Source organism: Ensifer sp. ENS11 (genome assembly GCF_014851895.1).
In the GTDB taxonomy this organism is placed as follows: Bacteria; Pseudomonadota; Alphaproteobacteria; order Rhizobiales; family Rhizobiaceae; genus Ensifer; species Ensifer canadensis.
The window spans coordinates 94,709-113,851 of record NZ_JACVAN010000011.1 but is presented as its reverse complement, the minus strand read 5'-3'; the positions used below and the strand labels follow the sequence as shown (position 1 = coordinate 113,851).

General features: G+C 62.3%; 13 protein-coding genes. 8 read left to right on the top strand and 5 right to left on the bottom strand.

Annotation, left to right across the window (positions count from 1 at the left end; genetic code table 11):
• The first annotated feature begins 15 nt into the window (after positions 1 to 15).
• From IB264_RS20860 to IB264_RS20850, 3 genes are all read left to right on the top strand, one after another.
• Positions 16 to 1,014, top strand: coding sequence for an SPFH domain-containing protein (locus IB264_RS20860; protein WP_025424808.1), 999 nt, complete (start codon positions 16 to 18; stop codon positions 1,012 to 1,014).
• Positions 1,015 to 1,017: 3 nt separating this feature from the next.
• Positions 1,018 to 1,476 carry an NfeD family protein gene (locus tag IB264_RS20855; RefSeq protein ID WP_025424809.1) on the top strand — a complete coding sequence of 153 codons (459 nt, stop codon included), beginning with the start codon at positions 1,018 to 1,020 and terminating at the stop codon, positions 1,474 to 1,476.
• 152 nt (positions 1,477 to 1,628) lie between these two features.
• Positions 1,629 to 3,074 carry an outer membrane beta-barrel protein gene (locus IB264_RS20850; RefSeq protein ID WP_025424810.1) on the top strand — a complete coding sequence of 482 codons (1,446 nt, stop codon included), beginning with the start codon at positions 1,629 to 1,631 and terminating at the stop codon, positions 3,072 to 3,074.
• 114 nt (positions 3,075 to 3,188) lie between these two features.
• Here IB264_RS20850 and galU read toward each other — a convergent pair whose 3' ends face one another.
• On the bottom strand, positions 3,189 to 4,076 hold the full coding sequence (galU, locus tag IB264_RS20845; RefSeq protein ID WP_025424811.1) for a UTP--glucose-1-phosphate uridylyltransferase GalU: 888 nt from the start codon (positions 4,074 to 4,076) through the stop codon (positions 3,189 to 3,191).
• 394 nt (positions 4,077 to 4,470) lie between these two features.
• On the opposite strand from galU, the gene IB264_RS20840 reads away from it, so the two are divergent.
• Both IB264_RS20840 and IB264_RS20835 read left to right on the top strand, forming a co-directional pair.
• A complete protein-coding gene (locus tag IB264_RS20840) occupies positions 4,471 to 5,691 on the top strand; it encodes a lytic murein transglycosylase (protein ID WP_025424812.1) in 1,221 nt (406 codons plus the stop codon).
• Positions 5,692 to 5,792: 101 nt separating this feature from the next.
• Positions 5,793 to 7,013: a DUF459 domain-containing protein gene (locus tag IB264_RS20835; protein WP_234907903.1), complete on the top strand. Its 1,221-nt coding sequence runs from the start codon at positions 5,793 to 5,795 to the stop codon at positions 7,011 to 7,013.
• 217 nt (positions 7,014 to 7,230) lie between these two features.
• Here IB264_RS20835 and IB264_RS20830 read toward each other — a convergent pair whose 3' ends face one another.
• Entirely contained in the window at positions 7,231 to 8,688 is a 1,458-nt protein-coding gene (locus tag IB264_RS20830; RefSeq protein ID WP_025424814.1) for a glutamate synthase subunit beta, read from the bottom strand.
• Between the two features lie 104 nt (positions 8,689 to 8,792).
• On the bottom strand, positions 8,793 to 13,517 hold the full coding sequence (gene gltB, locus IB264_RS20825) for a glutamate synthase large subunit (protein ID WP_025424815.1): 4,725 nt from the start codon (positions 13,515 to 13,517) through the stop codon (positions 8,793 to 8,795).
• A gap of 557 nt (positions 13,518 to 14,074) precedes the next feature.
• Between gltB and IB264_RS20820 the strand changes: the two genes are divergently transcribed.
• Positions 14,075 to 15,121 (top strand): low specificity L-threonine aldolase, encoded by a 1,047-nt coding sequence (locus IB264_RS20820; protein ID WP_057205649.1) that lies wholly within the window; start codon positions 14,075 to 14,077, stop codon positions 15,119 to 15,121.
• Positions 15,122 to 15,221: 100 nt separating this feature from the next.
• Here IB264_RS20820 and IB264_RS20815 read toward each other — a convergent pair whose 3' ends face one another.
• The gene (locus tag IB264_RS20815) at positions 15,222 to 16,079 is read right to left on the bottom strand and encodes a LysR substrate-binding domain-containing protein (protein ID WP_057217950.1); all 858 of its coding nucleotides are present in this window, start codon (positions 16,077 to 16,079) and stop codon (positions 15,222 to 15,224) included.
• 95 nt (positions 16,080 to 16,174) lie between these two features.
• Between IB264_RS20815 and IB264_RS20810 the strand changes: the two genes are divergently transcribed.
• Positions 16,175 to 17,164, top strand: coding sequence for a bile acid:sodium symporter family protein (locus tag IB264_RS20810; RefSeq protein ID WP_025424818.1), 990 nt, complete (start codon positions 16,175 to 16,177; stop codon positions 17,162 to 17,164).
• Positions 17,165 to 17,315: 151 nt separating this feature from the next.
• Here IB264_RS20810 and IB264_RS20805 read toward each other — a convergent pair whose 3' ends face one another.
• The gene (locus tag IB264_RS20805; protein WP_025424819.1) at positions 17,316 to 17,777 is read right to left on the bottom strand and encodes an Hsp20 family protein; all 462 of its coding nucleotides are present in this window, start codon (positions 17,775 to 17,777) and stop codon (positions 17,316 to 17,318) included.
• A gap of 394 nt (positions 17,778 to 18,171) precedes the next feature.
• Between IB264_RS20805 and IB264_RS20800 the strand changes: the two genes are divergently transcribed.
• Positions 18,172 to 19,137: an alpha/beta fold hydrolase gene (locus IB264_RS20800; protein ID WP_057217952.1), complete on the top strand. Its 966-nt coding sequence runs from the start codon at positions 18,172 to 18,174 to the stop codon at positions 19,135 to 19,137.
• Positions 19,138 to 19,143 lie beyond the last annotated feature (6 nt).

The window sequence follows — 19,143 nt, the reverse complement described above, 5'->3', positions numbered from 1 at the left end:
ATGGGGGACGTGTCTTTGGGCGGATTTGATATTGCGGTCATCGCATTGGTGGTCTTGGTGATCTTTGTGATCATCACCATGGTCAAGACGGTGCCGCAGGGCTATCGCTATACGGTGGAGCGCTTCGGCCGCTACACCAAGACGATGGAACCGGGTCTCAACATCATCATTCCGTTCATCGACCGGATCGGCGCCAGGATGAACGTGATGGAGCAGGTCCTCGACGTTCCGACCCAGGAAGTCATCACCAAGGACAACGCCAGCGTGTCGGCCGATGCCGTCGCGTTCTACCAGGTGCTCAACGCCGCCCAGGCTGCCTACCAGGTGTCCGATCTTCAAAACGCCATTCTCAACCTGACCATGACCAACATCCGCTCGGTCATGGGGTCGATGGACCTCGACGAACTTTTGTCGAACCGCGACACCATCAACGACAAGCTGTTGCGCGTGGTCGATGACGCCGCCAACCCCTGGGGCATCAAGATCACCCGCGTCGAACTCAAGGACATCGCACCGCCGAAGGATCTCGTCGACGCCATGGCTCGGCAGATGAAGGCCGAGCGCGAGAAGCGCGCCCAGGTGCTGGAAGCGGAAGGGTCGAGAAACGCGCAGATCCTGCGTGCCGAAGGTGCCAAGCAGTCGGCCATCCTGCAGGCCGAAGGCCAGCGCGAGGCCGCCTTCCGCGACGCCGAGGCGCGCGAACGTCTGGCCGAGGCCGAGGCCAAAGCGACACAGATGGTGTCGGCGGCGATCGCTGCCGGTGACGTCCAGGCGATCAACTACTTCGTCGCCCAGAAATACACCGAAGCGCTTGCTGCGATCGGCACTGCCAACAACCAGAAGATCATACTGATGCCTATGGAAGCGTCCGCGCTGATCGGCTCGCTCGGCGGCATTGGCGCAATTGCCAGGGAAGTGTTCGGCGACAACCAGGCGCCAGCCCCCCGGCAGCGCCAATCGACGACACCGCGCACCGGCCCGGCGTCCGATCCGTTTGAACCTCAGGGACAATAGGCGATGGTCCAGCGCATCATCCTTGAACTCGGCCCCTGGAGCTGGTGGGTTCTCGGTCTTGCACTGCTGGCGGCCGAAGTCGTCGCACCCGGCGTTTTCCTCGTCTGGATCGCCATTGCCGCGCTCATCACCGGCGTTCTGTCGCTCTTGCTGTGGGACACTGTCGTCTGGGGCTGGCAGGTTCAGTTCGTCGTCTTCGCGCTTCTGTCCATCGTCGCCGTTCTCCTTGGGCGGCACTTCATCTCCTCGTCTTCCAGGGAGACGGACGAACCGCTGCTCAACCAACGGGCCCAAAGCCTCGTCGGCCGAACCGCCGTGCTTGAAAAGCCGATTGCCGAGGGCCACGGCCGCGTGCGTCTGGACGATACGATCTGGATCGTCGAGGGGCCCGATCTGCCCGCCGGTACGCGCGTTCGCATCGTTGCCAGCCACGGGCGCAACCTGACGGTCGAGAGCGCCTAAAGCGCCGCGACCGTTCAGATGCGCGTGCTGCGCTTTAAGCTCTTGTTTTTGCGCATGTCGTTAACGCGTTTTTGCCGTTTGGAAACGATTGGTTAACCACGCGGCTTTACGATTGCGAAAGGATTGCAATCAGGCTCGCGGACAAACGGCAGATGGTGCCAGACAACACTCGCTCGATCGGAAGAGACGCGCGGCGTTTGACGCTGGTGGCGTTGCTGCTGGCCGGCACCGCGATGGCCGCTCCGCTTTCGGCGCATGCCCAAACGGTGACGAACGCCGCCGTGCCGACGACCCCTGGCATCGTTGCCCCCGGCACAGCAACCGCAGCACCGGCGATCGCCGATCCGCAAACGACGGGCGCCGTCAGCACCGACGATCTGTCTCCGGCCTCGGACGAAGACCTCATCCGTCTCAACCGCCGCGAACCAACGATCGATGGATTGCGGACGCGAATAGAGCCGGAAGACGACCGCGCACCCGGCGTTCGCATCGGCACATTCACGCTGCGGCCGGAAATCGGCGAGACGATCAACCATGAATGGCGCAACAACGGCAACAACAACAAGCAGAACCGCGGTTATCTGGAAACCGGCATCCGCGGCACCCTGACGTCGGATTGGTCCCGCCACGAACTGACGGTTATCGGCGCTGGCGTGTTGCAGAACAACATCTCCGGCGAGGGCGAGGAAGAGCCTCGCGCTGACATCGACGCGGAACTGCGCCTCGATCTCTCAGATGAAACCGTTGCGCGTCTTCGGGCAGGCTACAGCTTCGACCGTGAGGACGCCGACGATCCGAACGCGATCTCGAATGCCAAGACACAATCGGGCGTCAACACCTATCGGCTCGGCGCTGCCATCGAGCGCGACTTCGGCCTCATCCGCGGATCGGTCGGGCTCGAATTCGAACGGCAGACCTATGGCGACGTCGAGCTGGAAAACGGCACGACGATGTCGGTCGAAGACCGAAACCGCAACAACGGAACCCTGACGGCGCGCGTCGGCTATGAAATGTCACCGGCACTGATCCCGTTCATCGAGGCCGCGGTCGGCGGGTCGATCTACGATCTTCGCCAGGACACGCTCGGCTTCGAGCGCTCCTACCAGAGCTACGCGACACGTGGCGGTCTGGAGGTCGACCTTGGCGAGAAGCTCTACGGCGAGATCGCCCTTGGCTACGAGACCTATCGTTTCGAAGATGACCGGCTCAGCGACGTCAGCGGCCTGTCCGTCGACGGCCGCCTCAACTGGTCGCCGCAACGCGGTACGGATGTGCTCTTCGGGCTATCGACCGGTCTCGACCCGTCGACGACAGCGGGCGTTTCCGGATCGATGGACTATGCCTTGACCAACATCATCACCCACGAGATGCGCTCCGATCTGGTTGCACGACTGTCCAACACCCTGATCATCCGCAAATATCCGTCAGACTCCAGTTCCCTCGACGAGACAACCTGGCGCACCGGCGCAGGCCTCACCTGGGATATGAACCGTTACCTCGCACTAATCGGCGATGTCAGCTATGAGCGCACCACGCCCGACGTCGGCGATACGACCGACATCACCCGCGTCGGCGTCGGTCTTGTGCTGCGGCGTTGAGTAAAAGCAGAGAGGCCGCCATGCATAAAGGCCGGGCGGCAATGCGCATTTCCATACAAAGAAAAAGGCCGCGCCCGTGGGGGACGCGGCCTTTTCGTTTCGGTTGAACCGGGATTACTTCAAGCTGCTCAAAAGCGCCTTCAGCGGGCCCTCCACGATCGGGCGGATATCGGCGCGCTCCAGCGCGAAGGCGACGTTGGCGAGGATGAAGCCATCCTTGGCGCCACAGTCGTAGGTCTCGCCGCGGAAATGATAGGCGGCGAACTGCTGGACCTCCGAAAGCTTCAGCATCCCGTCGGTCAACTGGATCTCGTTGCCGGCGCCACGCTCCTGTTTCTCCAGGATCGGGAAGATTTCCGGCTGCAGGATGTAGCGGCCGTTGATGAAGAAGTTCGACGGCGCCGTTCCCGGTGCGGGCTTCTCGACCATCTTGGTGATCTTGAAGCCGTCGCCGACCTTGTCGCCGACACCGACGATCCCGTATTTGTGGGCCTGGTCCGGTGCGCATTCCTCGACTGCTATGACGTTGCCGCCGCTCTGTTCGTAGAGCTCGACCATGCCCTTCAGGCAGCCCTTCTCGCCCTTCATGATCATGTCGGGCAGCAACAGCGCGAAAGGCTCGTTGCCGACCAGCTCGCGGGCGCACCACACGGCATGGCCAAGGCCGAGCGGCGCCTGCTGGCGGGTGAAGCTCGTCGTGCCGGCCTTCGGCAGAATGGTGTCGAGAAGCTCGATCTCGATCTTCTTGTTGCGCTCGCGCAGGGTCTGGTCGAGTTCGACCTGGATATCGAAATAGTCCTCGATCACGGCCTTGCTGCGGCCGGTGACAAAGATCAGGTGCTCGATACCAGCTTCCATCGCCTCGTCGACCACATATTGAATGACCGGCTTGTCCACCACCGTCAGCATTTCCTTCGGCACGGCCTTGGTGGCCGGCAGGAAACGCGTGCCCAGACCAGCGACCGGGAACACGGCTTTGCGGACTTTACGCTTGTCGGTCATCGGTACCTCCTTCATTCGGATTTCAATCCTGAGTGTTGCTGTTAAAATCCTTAAATCAAAATCAATTTAAGGAATCGTGCAGCGCTTTGCAGTGCGGCGGCAATCTCTACGCAACGATGTGAACGCACGCTGAACCGGGACGAAAAAAATGCAGATACGGACGGTACTCGCATTTTCTTCCACGGAAGACGCAATGGCCTTTTCATGGTAAAGGGTTTGTTGACCACGTTTCTGTAGATTCGCCTTAATCCGGCGCTGCATCGACTGCGGCCGGATCCGAGAACAGGAACCGCCGGCGGTCGCCGAACCGCAAGGCTGGCTCCAGACTGCCACCATGCGGAAATGTCCCGGCTATGACGGCTGAGGCTCCGCAGAGAAACGGAACCGACAGCTGATGATCAGAAACCGCAGGACGTTTTTCCGTCATATCGCAGCCGCCTTCGTCCTATCCGCCGTCGCGCTTGGCACCTCCCCCGCGCGCGCCGATGCCGGATTCCAGAATTGGATCAACAACTTCTATGCCACGGCTGCAAAGAGCGGCATCACCCAGGCGACCTATCGCAAGGCCTTTGCCGGCGTGAAGACACCCGACGCCACCGTGATCGAAAAGGCCAATTACCAGCCTGAGTTCAAGCACAAGATCTGGGAATACATCGATTCCCGCGTCAACCCCTACACCAAGCGCGTCGGCCAGGAGATGGCCGCCAAGCACGCCCGCACGCTGAATTCGATCGAAAAGCACTTCGGCGTCGACAAGACGATCCTGCTGGCGATCTGGTCGATGGAATCGAACTACGGCGCCGTTCTCGAAAAGGACGACCGCCTGCACTACGTGCCGCGGGCGCTCGCAACCCTTGCCTATGCCGATCCCAAGCGCGCGAAATTCGCCAAGACCCAGCTGATTGCCGCACTCAAGATCCTGCAGAGCGGCGACATCACCCCGCGCGAACTGACCGGCTCCTGGGCCGGCGCCATGGGACACACGCAATTCATCCCGACCAGCTATCTGCTCTACGCGGTCGACGCTGATGGTAACGGCCATCGTGACATCTGGAATTCGGTGCCCGACGCGCTTGCGACCGCCGCCAACCTTTTGAAGAAGAACGGCTGGCAAGCGGGCGAGACCTGGGGCTACGAAGTCGCACCACCGGCCAACGCCGCGAAATATTCCGGACAGACGAAGACGCTTGCCCAGTGGGCAGCACTCGGTTTCCTCCGCCCGAACGGCAAGGGCTTCCGCAACGGCAATTCGCGGGCCGAACTGAAGCTGCCGAGCGGCGGTAACGGTCCAGGCTTCCTGATGACCAAGAACTTCTTCGTCATCAAGCGCTACAACGCGTCGGACAGTTACGCGCTCGGCGTCGGTCTTCTTGCCGACCAGATCGCCGGTTATGCCGGAATGCAGCAGCGCTGGCCGCGACCGGACGGTTCGCTCGATATCAGCGAGAAGTTCGAATTGCAGAACCGCCTGAAGGAACTGGGTTATTACAGCGGCGAAGTCGACGGCAATTTCGGATCCGGCTCCAAGGCTGCGATCCAGGAGTTCCAATCGAAGAACGGCCTGGCGCCGGACGGCGAGCCGACACAACATCTGCTGCGCGCCCTGCGCAACTGACGCGCACGCCCGAAACGCGACGGCGGCCTTGCGGCCGCCGTCCGTTCGATGGATGATCAGATATGCATGCGAAAACCAAGGCCCGGATGACAGGGGGCGCAATGCCCTGGAGGACGGCGACGATGATCATCGCCGCAGCCGCGATGCTGTTCGTCGGCTTTGCCGCAAGTTATGCGGAAGCCCAGCAGAGGGTGCAGCGACGCAATCTCTTCCAGATGCTGTTCGGCGGCCTCACGCGCGAACGCCGCGTAATCGACGAGCGGTACGAGTTTCCGCAACAGCCGCGCCCGAGGCGCGCCCGCCAAAGCCAAACCCCGCAACGACAGAAGGCTCCGGGCCAGCAAAAGGCAAAGCCCGCCATTGCCGATGCGGCGCCGGTGCCGCAGCCGGTTGAAAAGGCGCCGGACTCCAAGAAGGTTCTGGTCGTCGGCGACTTCATGGCCGGCAGCCTCGGCGATGGCCTGAAGACCGCATTCGAGATGACGCCCGGCATCACCATCGAGACGCGCGCAAGCGGCTCGTCCGGGCTGGTGCGCGAGGACTATTTCAACTGGCCGGTGACGCTGCCGAGCTATGTGGGCGAGATCAAGCCTTCCGTCATCATCATCAGCCTCGGCGCCAACGATCGTCAGCAGATGCAGATCGGCAGCACCAAGGAAAAGTACCGCACCGATCTTTGGACCGAGGAATACCGCAAACGTGTCCATGCGCTAGCAGAGTTGGCACACAAGGAAAAACTGCCGGTCCTGTGGGTCGGCATGCCGCCGTTCCAGTCCGCCGCGATGACCGCCGACATGGTGACGTTCAACGGCATCTACCGCGAGGAAGTCGAAAAGGTCGGTGGCCAGTTCGTCGACATTTGGGACGGTTTCGTCGACGAAGGCGGCAAGTTCGTGCTGACCGGCTCCGACATCAACGGCCAGCAGGTTCGATTGCGCGGCGCCGACGGGATCAACCTGACCAAAGCCGGTAAACGCAAGCTCGCCTTCTACGTGGAAAAGGACATTCGCCGCCTGCTCGGGGATGCCGCGGCGACCGACAAGGACGTGCCGGGCGCCGATGGGCTGAAGGACCTTGTGGTTACCGCGCCGCTTGCCAACGAGGACATCGTCAAGACGCAGCCGATCGGCCTCACCGATCCGGATCTCGACGGCGCTGCAGCACTGCTCGGCGATGCCGCACCCAACAAGGGCACAGGCAAGAGCCCGCGCGACCGACTGGTCGACAAGGGGGATGTTGCCGCGGCACCTGCCGGCCGTGTCGACGATTTCCGCCTCGCCAAGCCTAGTACGGTCATCAGCAATCCGGTGATCCGGAACTAACACTTTTTCGAGCGGCTGCGTGCGACAACCATCGTCACGGCGATCGCTTCGCCTAGAGCGTTTCCGATTTGGACGGAAGCGCACAGATGCTCTATCTCTTTGTTTTTACGCATTTCCTGACGGAAAGCCGCTTCGCACTTTTCCTGGAAATTCCCTAAAGCAAAAGGGGCCCCACGATGAACCGGCGGAGCCCTTTTTGCACTTGGGAGCAATGATGTCAGCGCGGCAGGATCGACGATCCCATCAGCGCCTCGTCGATCGCGCGGGCCGCCTGGCGGCCTTCGCGGATCGCCCAGACGACGAGCGACTGGCCGCGGCGAACGTCGCCGGCCGTCCAGAACTTGTCGACCGAAGTCTTGTAGTCGCGGTCGTTGGCAACGACGTTGGTCGAGCCACGACGATCGGTGTTGAGCGTCAGCTTGTCGCCGAGATCCTTCAGTACGCTATCGGTGAACGGGCCGCTGAAGCCGATGGCGATGAAGGCGAGATCGGCCTTGATGATGAACTCCGTGCCGGCAATCGGCTTGCGGCGATCGTCCACCTGGCAGCACTTGACGCCGATGAGGTTGCCGTCCTCGTCGCCGACAAACTCCAACGTCGCGACCTGGAACTCGCGGATCGCGCCTTCGGCCTGGCTGGACGAGGTGCGCATCTTGGTCGCCCAGAACGGCCAGACGGCAAGCTTGTCTTCCTTTTCCGGCGGCTGCGGGCGGATGTCGAGCTGGGTGACCTTGACGGCACCCTGGCGGAAGGCCGTGCCGACGCAGTCGGAGGCGGTGTCGCCACCGCCGACGACGACGATGTGCTTGCCGCCGGCAAGGATAGGCGCTGACGGCCAGCCGGTGCTGTCGATGTTCTCACGCCCGACCCGGCGGTTCTGCTGCACGAGATAGGGCATGGCGTCATGCACGCCGGCGAATTCGACACCGGGGATGCCGGCATTGCGCGGCGTTTCGGAGCCGCCGCAATAGAGCACGGCATCGTGGCGATCGATCAGTTGCTCGGCCGGCAGGTCGACGCCGACATTGACGCCGCAATGGAAGGTGACGCCTTCGCCCTTCATCTGCTCGACGCGGCGATCAATGAAGTTCTTCTCCATCTTGAAGTCGGGGATGCCGTAGCGCAGCAGGCCGCCGGGCTTGCTCTCGCGCTCGTAGACGTGAACCTCGTGACCGGCGCGCGCCATCTGCTGGGCGGCGGCCATGCCGGCCGGACCCGAACCAATGACGGCGACCTTCTTGCCGGTCTTGGTAACAGCCGGCTGCGGCACGATGTAACCCATTTCATAGGCCTTGTCGGCGATCGCCTGCTCGACGGTCTTGATCGCGACCGGCGCATCCTCGAGGTTCAGCGTGCACGCTTCCTCGCACGGCGCGGGGCAGACGCGGCCGGTGAATTCCGGGAAGTTGTTGGTCGAATGCAGGTTGCGGATCGCCTCTTCCCAGTTGCCGTTGTAGACCAGATCGTTCCAGTCGGGGATCTGGTTGTGCACCGGACACCCGGTCGGCCCATGGCAGTAGGGGATGCCGCAATCCATGCAGCGTGCCGCCTGCTTCTGCACCTCCGGTTCCGACATCGGAATGGTGAATTCACGGAAATGGCGGATGCGGTCGGACGCCGGCTGGTACTTTGCCACTTGCCGGTCGATCTCGAGAAAACCAGTTACCTTACCCATCGTATCATCCTGATAGCTATGCGTCTGAACAGGCGCTTGAGACAAGCGCGCGTGATGAACCCCCGAACCCTTTTCGGAACCGGGAGCCCTTTTCACCGGGGCCTCTATTCGGCCGCCTCTGCCATTTTCATGCGTTCCATGTCTTCGAGCGCACGACGATATTCGACCGGCATGACCTTGCGGAATTTCGGCCGGTAGTCTGCCCAATGGTCGAGGATCGCCTTTGCCCGGGGCGAGCCCGTATGGTGCAGGTGGCTGGAGATCAGCTGATAGAGCCGCTCCTCGTCGTGGCGCGTCATATCGCCGGACACGTCGACCATGCCCTTGTGCATGATGTCGCCGCCGTGATGATGCAGCTTCTCGAGCATGTCGTCTTCTTCGGGCACCGGCTGCAGTTCGACCATCGCCATGTTGCAGCGGCGGGCGAAATCGCCTTCCTCGTCCAGCACATAGGCAACACCGCCGGACATGCCGGCCGCGAAGTTGCGGCCCGTCGCGCCGAGAACGACGACGACACCGCCGGTCATGTATTCGCAGCCGTGGTCGCCCACGCCTTCGACGACCGCAATGGCACCGGAATTGCGCACGGCGAAGCGTTCGCCGGCAACACCGTTGAAGTAGCATTCGCCGGAGATCGCGCCGTAAAGCACGGTGTTGCCGACGATGATCGAGTTTTCGGGCACGATTTTGGTGTTTTCAGGCGGCCGGACGATGATACGGCCACCGGAAAGCCCCTTGCCGACATAGTCGTTGCCGTCGCCCACCAGGTCGAAGGTGATGCCGCGCGCCAGGAAGGCGGCGAAGGATTGGCCCGCCGTACCCTTGAGGGTGACGTGGATCGTATCGTCCTTCAGGCCCTTGTGGCCCCAGCGCTTGGCAAGCACACCCGAAAGCATGGCGCCGGCCGACCGGTCGACGTTCTTGATCTTGGCTTCGAAGGCGACGGGCGCCTTGGTTTCCAAGGCGATCTTGGCCTTCTCGATCAGCGTTCGGTCGAGCACGTCGTCGATCGGGTGCTTCTGGCGGCTGGTCCAGTAGGTCTCCGCCTTCGGAGCGTCGACCTTGTGGAAGATCTTCGAGAAATCGAGACCGTTGGCCTTCCAGTGGGCGAGCGCGCCGTCCTTCTCCAAGAGTTCGGAAGCACCGATGATTTCATCGAGCCTGCGCACGCCGAGCGAGGCGAGGATCTCGCGCACTTCCTCTGCAACGAAGAAGAAGTAGTTGATGACGTGCTCGGCCGTGCCCTTGAAGCGCTTGCGCAGCACCGGATCCTGGGTCGCGACACCGACAGGACAGGTGTTGAGGTGGCACTTGCGCATCATGATGCAGCCGGCCGCAATCAGCGGCGCGGTGGCAAAACCGAACTCGTCGGCGCCGAGAAGCGCGCCGATGATCACGTCGCGGCCGGTCTTCAGGCCACCATCGACCTGAAGGGCAACGCGCGACCGAAGGCCGTTCAGCACCAGCGTCTGCTGAGTTTCGGCAAGGCCGATTTCCCAGGGGCTGCCGGCGTGTTTCAACGACGTCAGCGGCGATGCGCCGGTGCCGCCGTCGAAACCGGAAACGGTGATGTGGTCGGCGCGCGCCTTGGCGACACCGGCAGCAACCGTGCCGACGCCCACTTCCGAGACCAGCTTGACCGAAACATCGGCTTCAGGGTTGACGTTCTTCAGGTCGTAGATCAGCTGCGCCAGATCTTCGATCGAGTAGATGTCGTGGTGCGGCGGCGGCGAAATCAGGCCGACGCCCGGCGTCGAATGCCGGGTCTTGGCGACGGTCGCATCCACCTTATGGCCGGGCAGCTGCCCGCCCTCGCCGGGCTTGGCGCCCTGGGCCACCTTGATCTGCAGCATGTCGGCATTAACAAGATACTCGGTGGTCACGCCGAAGCGGCCGGAGGCGATCTGCTTGATCGCCGACCGTTCCGGGTTGGTCGAGCCATCGGGCAGCGGCAGGTAGCGGTCGCTTTCCTCGCCGCCTTCGCCGGTGTTCGACTTGCCGCCGATCCGGTTCATGGCGATTGCCAGCGTCGTATGCGCCTCGCGGCTGATCGAGCCGAAGGACATGGCGCCCGTCGAGAAGCGCTTGACGATGTCGGTGGCCGGCTCGACCTCGTCGACGGAGATCGGCTTGCGGCCGGCAGCCTCCGCACTCTTGACGGTGAACAGGCCACGGATCGTGTTCATCCTGAGCGCCGAGTTGTTCACCATCTCGGCAAATTCGCGATAGCGATCCTCTGCATTGCCGCGCACGGCATGCTGCAGCGAGGCGATCGCATCCGGCGTCCAGGCGTGGCTTTCGCCGCGCATGCGGTAGGCATATTCGCCACCGATATCGAGCGTGTTGGCAAGCACCGGATCGGCACCGAAGGCTGCCTTGTGGCGGGCGACGGTTTCGGCCGCGATCTCTTCAAGGCCGATGCCTTCGATCGTCGTCGCAGTCCCGAAGAAGAACTGGTCGACCAGCTTCGACGACAGGCCGACAGCATCGAAGATCTGCGCGCCGCAATAGGACTGGTAGGTCGAGATGCCCATCTTGGACATCACCTTGAGGATGCCCTTACCCACCGCCTTGATATAGCGGTAGACCACTTCGCTGCCGTCGACTTCCTTGGGGAAATCGCCGCGCTTGTGCATGTCGGTCAGCGTATCGAAGGCAAGATACGGGTTGATCGCTTCGGCGCCGTAGCCGGCGAGCAGGCAGAAGTGATGCACTTCACGCGGTTCGCCGGATTCCAGCACGATGCCGACCGAGGTGCGCAGGCCCTTGCGGATCAGGTGGTGGTGCACGGCGGCCGTTGCCAGCAGCGCCGGGATCGCGACGCGGTCCGGACCGACCTGGCGGTCGGAAAGCACGATGATGTTGTAGCCACCCTTGACCGCCGCTTCCGCACGTTCGCAGAGGCGATCGAGCATTTCCGGCATGCCTTCGGCATCGCGCGAAATGTCGTAGGTGAAGTCGAGCGTCTTGGTGTCGAACCGGTCCTCGGTATGGCCGATCGAGCGGATCTTTTCCAGATCGCCGTTGGTCAGGATCGGCTGGCGCACTTCCAGCCGCTTGGCATGCGCCATGCCGGCATGATCGAGCAGGTTCGGGCGCGGGCCGATGAACGAGACGAGGCTCATCACCAGCTCTTCGCGGATCGGGTCGATCGGCGGGTTGGTGACCTGCGCGAAGTTCTGCTTGAAGTAGGTATAGAGCAGCTTGCGCTTGTCGGACATTGCCGAGATCGGCGTGTCGGTGCCCATCGAGCCGATGGCTTCCTGGCCGGTGGTGGCCATTGGCGACATCAGGATCTTGGTGTCTTCGAGCGTGTAGCCGAAGGCCTGCTGGCGGTCGATCAGGGAAACGTCGCGGCGCAGCGCACGCGGCTCGACCGGCTTCAACTCTTCGAGGATGAGCTGGGTATCGTCGAGCCACTTGCGGTAAGGATGCTTGTCGGCGAGCGAAGACTTCACCTCCTCGTCGGAGATGATGCGACCCTGCTCCATGTCGATGAGCAGCATCTTGCCCGGCTGCAGGCGCCACTTCTTGACGATCTTTTCTTCGTCGACCGGAAGCACGCCGGCTTCAGACGCGAGGATGACGCGATCATCAGATGTGACGATATAGCGGGCCGGACGCAGACCGTTGCGGTCGAGCGTCGCGCCGATCTGGCGGCCGTCGGTGAAGGCCACGGCTGCCGGTCCGTCCCACGGCTCCATCAGCGCTGCGTGGTATTCGTAGAACGCCTTGCGCTCGGGCGACATCAGCTGGTTGCCGGCCCAGGCTTCGGGGATCAGCATCATCACCGCATGCGAAAGCGAGTAACCGCCCTGCACCAGGAATTCGAGCGCGTTGTCGAAACAGGCGGTGTCCGACTGACCCTCGTAGGAGATCGGCCAGAGCTTGGAGATGTCGTCGCCGAAGAGCGGCGAGGACACGGAAGCCTGGCGCGCCGCCATCCAGTTGACGTTGCCGCGCAGCGTGTTGATTTCGCCGTTGTGGGCGACCATGCGATAGGGGTGCGCGAGCTTCCAGGACGGAAACGTGTTGGTCGAGAAGCGCTGGTGAACCAGGGCGACGGCCGACTGGAAGCGCTCGTCCTCCAGGTCCTTGTAGTAGGCGCCGACCTGATAGGCCAGGAACATGCCCTTGTAGACGATCGTCTGCGTCGACAGCGACACGACGTAGAAGCCGAGATCGCCGCCTTCCGCTTCCGCATAGATGCGGTTGGAGATCACCTTGCGCAGCGTGAACAGGCGACGCTCGAATTCGGCGTTGGTCGCGGCATCGCGGCCGGCACCGATGAACACCTGCACATGGTGCGGTTCGGTCGCAGCGATATCAGGAGCCTTGGAAAGCGACGAATTGTCGACCGGCACGTCGCGGAAGCCAAGCACGTGCTGGCCTTCCTCGGCGACCACTTCGCTGATCACGTCCTTGAAATGGGCAATCAGCTTTTCGTCGCGCGGCATGAAGAGGTAGCCGACGCCATATTCGCCGGCCTTCGGCAGGGTAACGCCCTGCTTGGCCATTTCCTCGCGGAAGAAGCGGTCGGGGATCTGCACGAGGATGCCAGCGCCGTCACCCATCAGCGGGTCGGCGCCGACGGCACCGCGGTGCGTCAGGTTTTCGAGCATGAAGAGGCCGTCGCGCACGATCTGGTGCGACTTCTCACCCTTCAGATGCGCGACGAAGCCGACGCCGCAGGCATCGTGTTCGTTGCGCGGATCATAGAGACCCTGTTTTCGCGGCAGGCCGGACGGGAATGTGGGCGTTTTTTCAGCCGTCGCAACAGTGTGTGCGAGGTTGAGCCCAGATTGCTGTGATGGCGTGTGATCCGTCATCGTCTTCCCTCCTGTTGAACCCGGCATGTCCGGGCATACCTGCGCCCGCGCATGGCTTCTCGTCGCACGCATTCACGTGCCGCCAAAGCCGGGGCATTCATCGTCTCATGATCCTGATCAGGTCGCAAATAATGCACGGCATCATCAGGCATTGATGTCAGTGACCATCCTGATGGCAGGCGTTAACAACCGGATGAAATCCGGCGGATCCCCCTGCGCCACACGCCGATTGCCGATTTTTTGGGCACTTGCGGCGATTGTTCCGGTCCCTAGACCGAAATAGGACAGCAAGACTGTCCTATTTCATGCGCTCTATGCCAGAAACCGCCCCCCTCCGCAAGGGGCATATGAGCAAATAATAGAAGGGATTTTGCCGAACATTGCCGAAAATTTCCCGGTTTTATAATTTAATTACGACAAACGGACGTTTTCTTCATTTTGGTTTCAAACTGGTATCCTGTTGGCCTCCATAGCAGCGACCGTGATTGATCCGGCCGGCAGGTGGGTTATGGTCGCCCGAACGACGTCGATATGACCGTGAAACAGGACGATATGTGATGATTTTTTCCTCTGACAACTGGGCTGGCGCCCACCCTGCCATCGCCCAGAGCCTCGTGACCCATGCCGACGGCTACGCCTCCGCCTACGGCACCAGTGAGCTCGACCGGAAGGTGGAGAGGAAACTGTCGGAGGTTTTCGAGCGCGATGTCGCAGTCTTCTTCGTCGGCACGGGAACGGCCGCCAATTCGCTGGCGCTCGCCAGCACCAGCCGCGCCGGCGGCGTCGCGTTCTGCCACCGCGAAGCGCACGTGACGGCCGACGAGTGCGGCGCTCCGGAATTCTTCACCCATGGATCGAGGTTGAAGCCCGTCGACGGCAAACATGGCAAGATGGACGCATCGCGCCTTGAGGCGGAAATTCGCCGCTACCCGCTCGACAATGTCCATGGCGGTCAGCCGATGGCGGTCACGCTGACGCAAGCGACCGAAAGCGGCACCGTCTACGCACTCGATGAGATCGAGGCGATTGCCGCGGTCGCCAATGCACACAAGCTGCCGCTGCACATGGACGGCGCCCGCTTTGCCAATGCGCTGGTCAGCCTCGATGCCACACCGGCCGAGATGACCTGGAAGCGTGGCGTCGATCTCGTTTCCTTCGGCGGCACGAAGAACGGCTGCTGGTGCGCCGAGGCCCTTGTCCTCTTTGATCTTTCGAAGGCGCACGAGATGCATTTCCTGCGCAAGCGCTCGGCTCAGTTGTTCTCGAAATCGCGCTTCGTCTCGGCCCAGTTCGACGCCTACCTCGAAGGCGGTCTCTGGCTCGACCTCGCCCGGCATTCCAACGCCATGGCCCGGCGTCTTGCCAACGGCATCGCCGCTTCGCGCAACAGCCGGCTCGGTTGGCCGGTCGAAGCCAACGAGGTCTTCGTCATCCTGAAAAAGGACGTGGCGACGAAACTGCAGGAGCAAGGCGCCGTTTTCTACGACTGGCCGGTTCCGCACGAACTCGCCGGAAGCCTCGCGGCCGACGAGGGCCTCTATCGCCTGGTGACGAGCTTTGCGACCAAGATGGACGACGTCGATCGCTTCGTCGCAGCCTGCTGAGGCGACTGCATAATTCCTTGGATCAGGATAGATCCGAGGAGAAAATTATGCAGCAAATTCAAAGAGCCACAATACCGCGTGCCACGCGCGGTGTTGTGGCTCACGCCTGGCCCTGTAACGTCCTCACCTTCGACAAAATCTCGGTCGAGAGCGCCGCGATCAGCTTCTGGTCGGCGCCCTTGCTGGGAACCAGTACGAACTCGACATCCTCCAGCGGCGGCAAGGTGCCGGTGGGTATTTCCCGCAGGCCCTGCGGCGCCATACTGCGCGGCTGGACGAGCACGCCCATGCCCGCTTGGGCGGCGGCCGTCAGCCCGCTGAGGCTGCCGCAGGTGCAGACGATCCGCCATGGCAGCCGATGCCGGTCGAGCACCTCGAGCGCCACGCTGCGCGTGATGCTCGGCGGCGGAAAGGCGATCAACGGCAGCACCCTGTCACGCTTCACACGCTCGGGATCACGCGCCAACCAGACCAGCGGCTCGCGATAGACCAGTTCGCCGCGCGGATCGCCCAGCCGCCGCTTTGCCAGCACCAGATCGATCTCGCCACCATCCTGCATATGGTAGAGCACGCCGCTGAGTGCTACCGTCAATTCGAGCTCCACCGACGGATGGGCGCGAACGAAATCTTCGAGCACGCCCGGCAACCGGCTGGTGACGAAATCCTCCGACATGCCCAGCCGTAATCGTCCGCGCAGACTGCTTTCGGCAAACAGCGCCTTGACCTCGTCGTCGATCGCCAGCATCGAACGCGCATGGGCAAGCAGGGCCTGACCATCCGTCGTCAACGAGACCCGGTGCGTGTCGCGGGCAACGAGCTTGCGCCCGAGCGACGCCTCAAGCCTTTGAATATGTTGACTGACCGTCGACTGGCCAAGCGCCAGTCTCTCGGCCGCGAGGGTGAAGCTGCCCATCTGTTCGAGCGCAACGAAGCTGCGCAGTTGCACGAGGTCGAGCATGCATTATCCAATTTCGCGATAACTGTTATTCCTTGCATCCTGCTTCATAATGACATTTCTCGGCAAGACGTTTCTCAATCGAGCCAGTGACAGACATGGGCCGCTATCTTCCCGACACCTTCACCCTGCTCCTGCTTCTCACCGTGCTTCTGGCATCGATGCTGCCGATCCATGGCGAGGCGACGGCCTGGTTCGCCATGGCAACGAAGGTGGCGGTCGGCCTGGTCTTCTTCCTGCATGGCGCAAGATTGTCGCGCGATGTCGTCGTCGCCGGCTTCCTGCATTGGCGGCTGCATCTGGCGATCCTGGCATCGACCTTCGTGCTGTTCCCGCTGATCGGCCTCGTCGTCGGCTTCGTACCGTCATCGGTCCTGCCGCCGGCGCTCTATACCGGCATCCTCTTCCTCTGCGTCCTGCCCTCGACCGTGCAATCGTCGATCGCCTTCACGTCGGTTGCCGGCGGCAATGTCCCGGCAGCAATCTGCTCAGCGTCCGCCTCCAACATCTTCGGCATGTTCCTGACGCCGCTTCTCGTCGGTCTCCTATTTTCCGCCGGCGGCCATGGCGGTGTGTCGCTGGATGCCCTTGAGCAGATCCTGCTGCAGCTGCTGGCACCGTTCATCGCCGGTCAATTGTTGCAGCCGTGGATCGGCGGCTGGATCCGGGCGCGCAAGGGCCTGCTTGCGCCCGTCGACCGCGGTTCGATCCTCATGGTCGTCTATCTGGCCTTCAGCCAGGCCGTCACATCGGGGCTATGGCAGACCTTTTCGCTTGCCGATCTCGGGGTGCTGGTCGCGATCGAGATCGTCATGCTGGCGCTGGTACTCGCCGTCACCATGTTCGGCAGCCGCCTCTTCGGTTTCAACCGCGCCGACGAGATCGCCATTACCTTCTGCGGCTCGAAGAAGAGCCTTGCGAGCGGCATCCCGATGGCAAGCGCCATCTTCGCCGGCCAGAACATCGGTGCGATCGTGCTGCCGGTCATGCTCTTCCACCAGATCCAGCTGATGGCCTGCGCGGTGATTGCCCAGCGTTACGCCGCCCGCAAAGAGCTGGACGCCATCGCCGAACCCGTCCGCCCCTAAAGCAATTCCAGGAAAAGTGTGAAACGGTTTTCCGTCCGGCATTGCGTTATTTCAATGATCTAGAACCTGTCCGGGAAGACGCGAAAACAACGATCCCAAAAAAAGGCGGCGTCCTTTCGGGCGCCGCCTCTTCAAGCTTGGGAGGGAGGGATTAGAGGTTCTGGGCCTCGATCTGCTTCGGCTGCGATGCGACCGACGTAATGTCGATCCGGCGCGGCTTGGCTGCTTCCGGGATCTCGCGGGTGAGGTCGATGTGCAGCAGGCCATTCTTCAGCGAAGCGGACTTGATCTCCACATGGTCGGCAAGCTGGAAGCGACGTTCGAAGGCGCGCTTGGCAATACCGCGATGCAGGAACTGGTTTTCTTCGGCCTTGTCCTCGCTCTTTTCGCCCTTGATTGTCAGCGTATGTTCGCGCGCTTCGATCGACAGTTCGGTTTCGTCGAAGCCGGCAACCGCCATGGTGATGCGGTAGGCGTTTTCGCCGGTGCGCTCGATGTTATAGGGCGGATAGGTCTGAGCCTGGTCAGGCTGGCCGAGGCTGTCGAGCATCGTGAAGAGGCGGTCGAAGCCGACGGTGGAGCGATAGAGGGGGGAAAAATCAACGTGACGCATGGTGTCCTCCTGGGAGCAACTGTTTGCGATGTCTGGTCTGCCACCCCATCCAGGCAGCGGCGCGACCGGTGAACGGACCCGTTATCGGCGTCCGTGAGCAAGAGATGGGAATGCGATTTCGTCAGTTCAAGGCATGCCGCCTCAAGATTCCCAAGAGGTGAATGGCGGATGAATGACAGGTTCGGCCGTGGTTCAGATCAGGGGCGTTACAAAGGCCACACTGGGAGGAAATCTCCTGGGGCTGAAGTGACATGTCCCTTCCCCTTCAGCGGCCGGAAACGGTGATCGTCCGGATTTCACCCACCGTTTCCGGCTTTTTTCTTTGACGGCGCCAAGCCCGCCGCCTATCCCTGATGATACCGATCAACGCGTCTTCAGCCTGGTTTCGTCCGTCATGACCACGATCCTCCGCTCCACACCGGATAATCCGTTACCGGACAATCACGTGGCGGGCTTCTTCGATGGAGCCGGTGGCCGCAAGATCCGCTACGCCATCTTCAAGACCAGGACGCCGGTTGCGCGCGGCACCGTGGTGCTGCTGCAGGGCCGCAACGAATCGATCGAGAAATACTTCGAGACCATCGCCGAACTCAACGCCGCCGGCCTCTGGGTCGCAACCTTCGACTGGCGCGGCCAGGCGGGCTCGGAGCGGCTCTTGCCCGAGGCCGGGCGCGGCCATGTCGAGCGCTTCTCCTATTACGAGCGCGATCTGACCACCTTCCTCGAACAGATCGTGCTGCCGGATACCCGGCTGCCGTTTTCGATTGTCGCCCACTCCATGGGCGCGCTGGTCGCGCTGTCGCTCGCGCCCATGCTTTCGAGCCGCATTGATCGCCTGGTGGTGCTTGCCCCCTTTGTCGGCCTCGGTGGCCAGATAATTGGCGAACGCAGCATCGCCAGCATGGCAACGGTGATGCGCTGGGTCGGTCTCGGGCGGCTGCCATTGCATGCCGACAAAGGCAATCGCCCCTTTGAAAACAACGTGCTGACCGCCGACCGCCGGCGCTTTGCGCGCAACCTGGCCTTGACCGAAGCCTATCCGGAATTGCGACTTGGGCCGCCGTCGGCGCGCTGGTTGACCGAAGCGTTTCGTGCAATGCGCCGCGTCGCCCGACGGGAACATCTGACCCGCATCACCCTGCCGACGATCATCCTGGCGCCGACAGCAGACCGGCTGGTGCCGCATGTCGCCGTCGAGTGGCTGGCGCGCAATTTCCGCGCCGCCCACATGATCCCGATCGACGGTGCGCGCCACGAACTGCTGCACGAGGCCGATCGTTATCGCGCCCAGGCCATGGCGGCCATTCTTGCTTTCGTCATTCCCGATAAGGACGACAAGGACGAAGGCGAAGCGGCCTGAGACAAT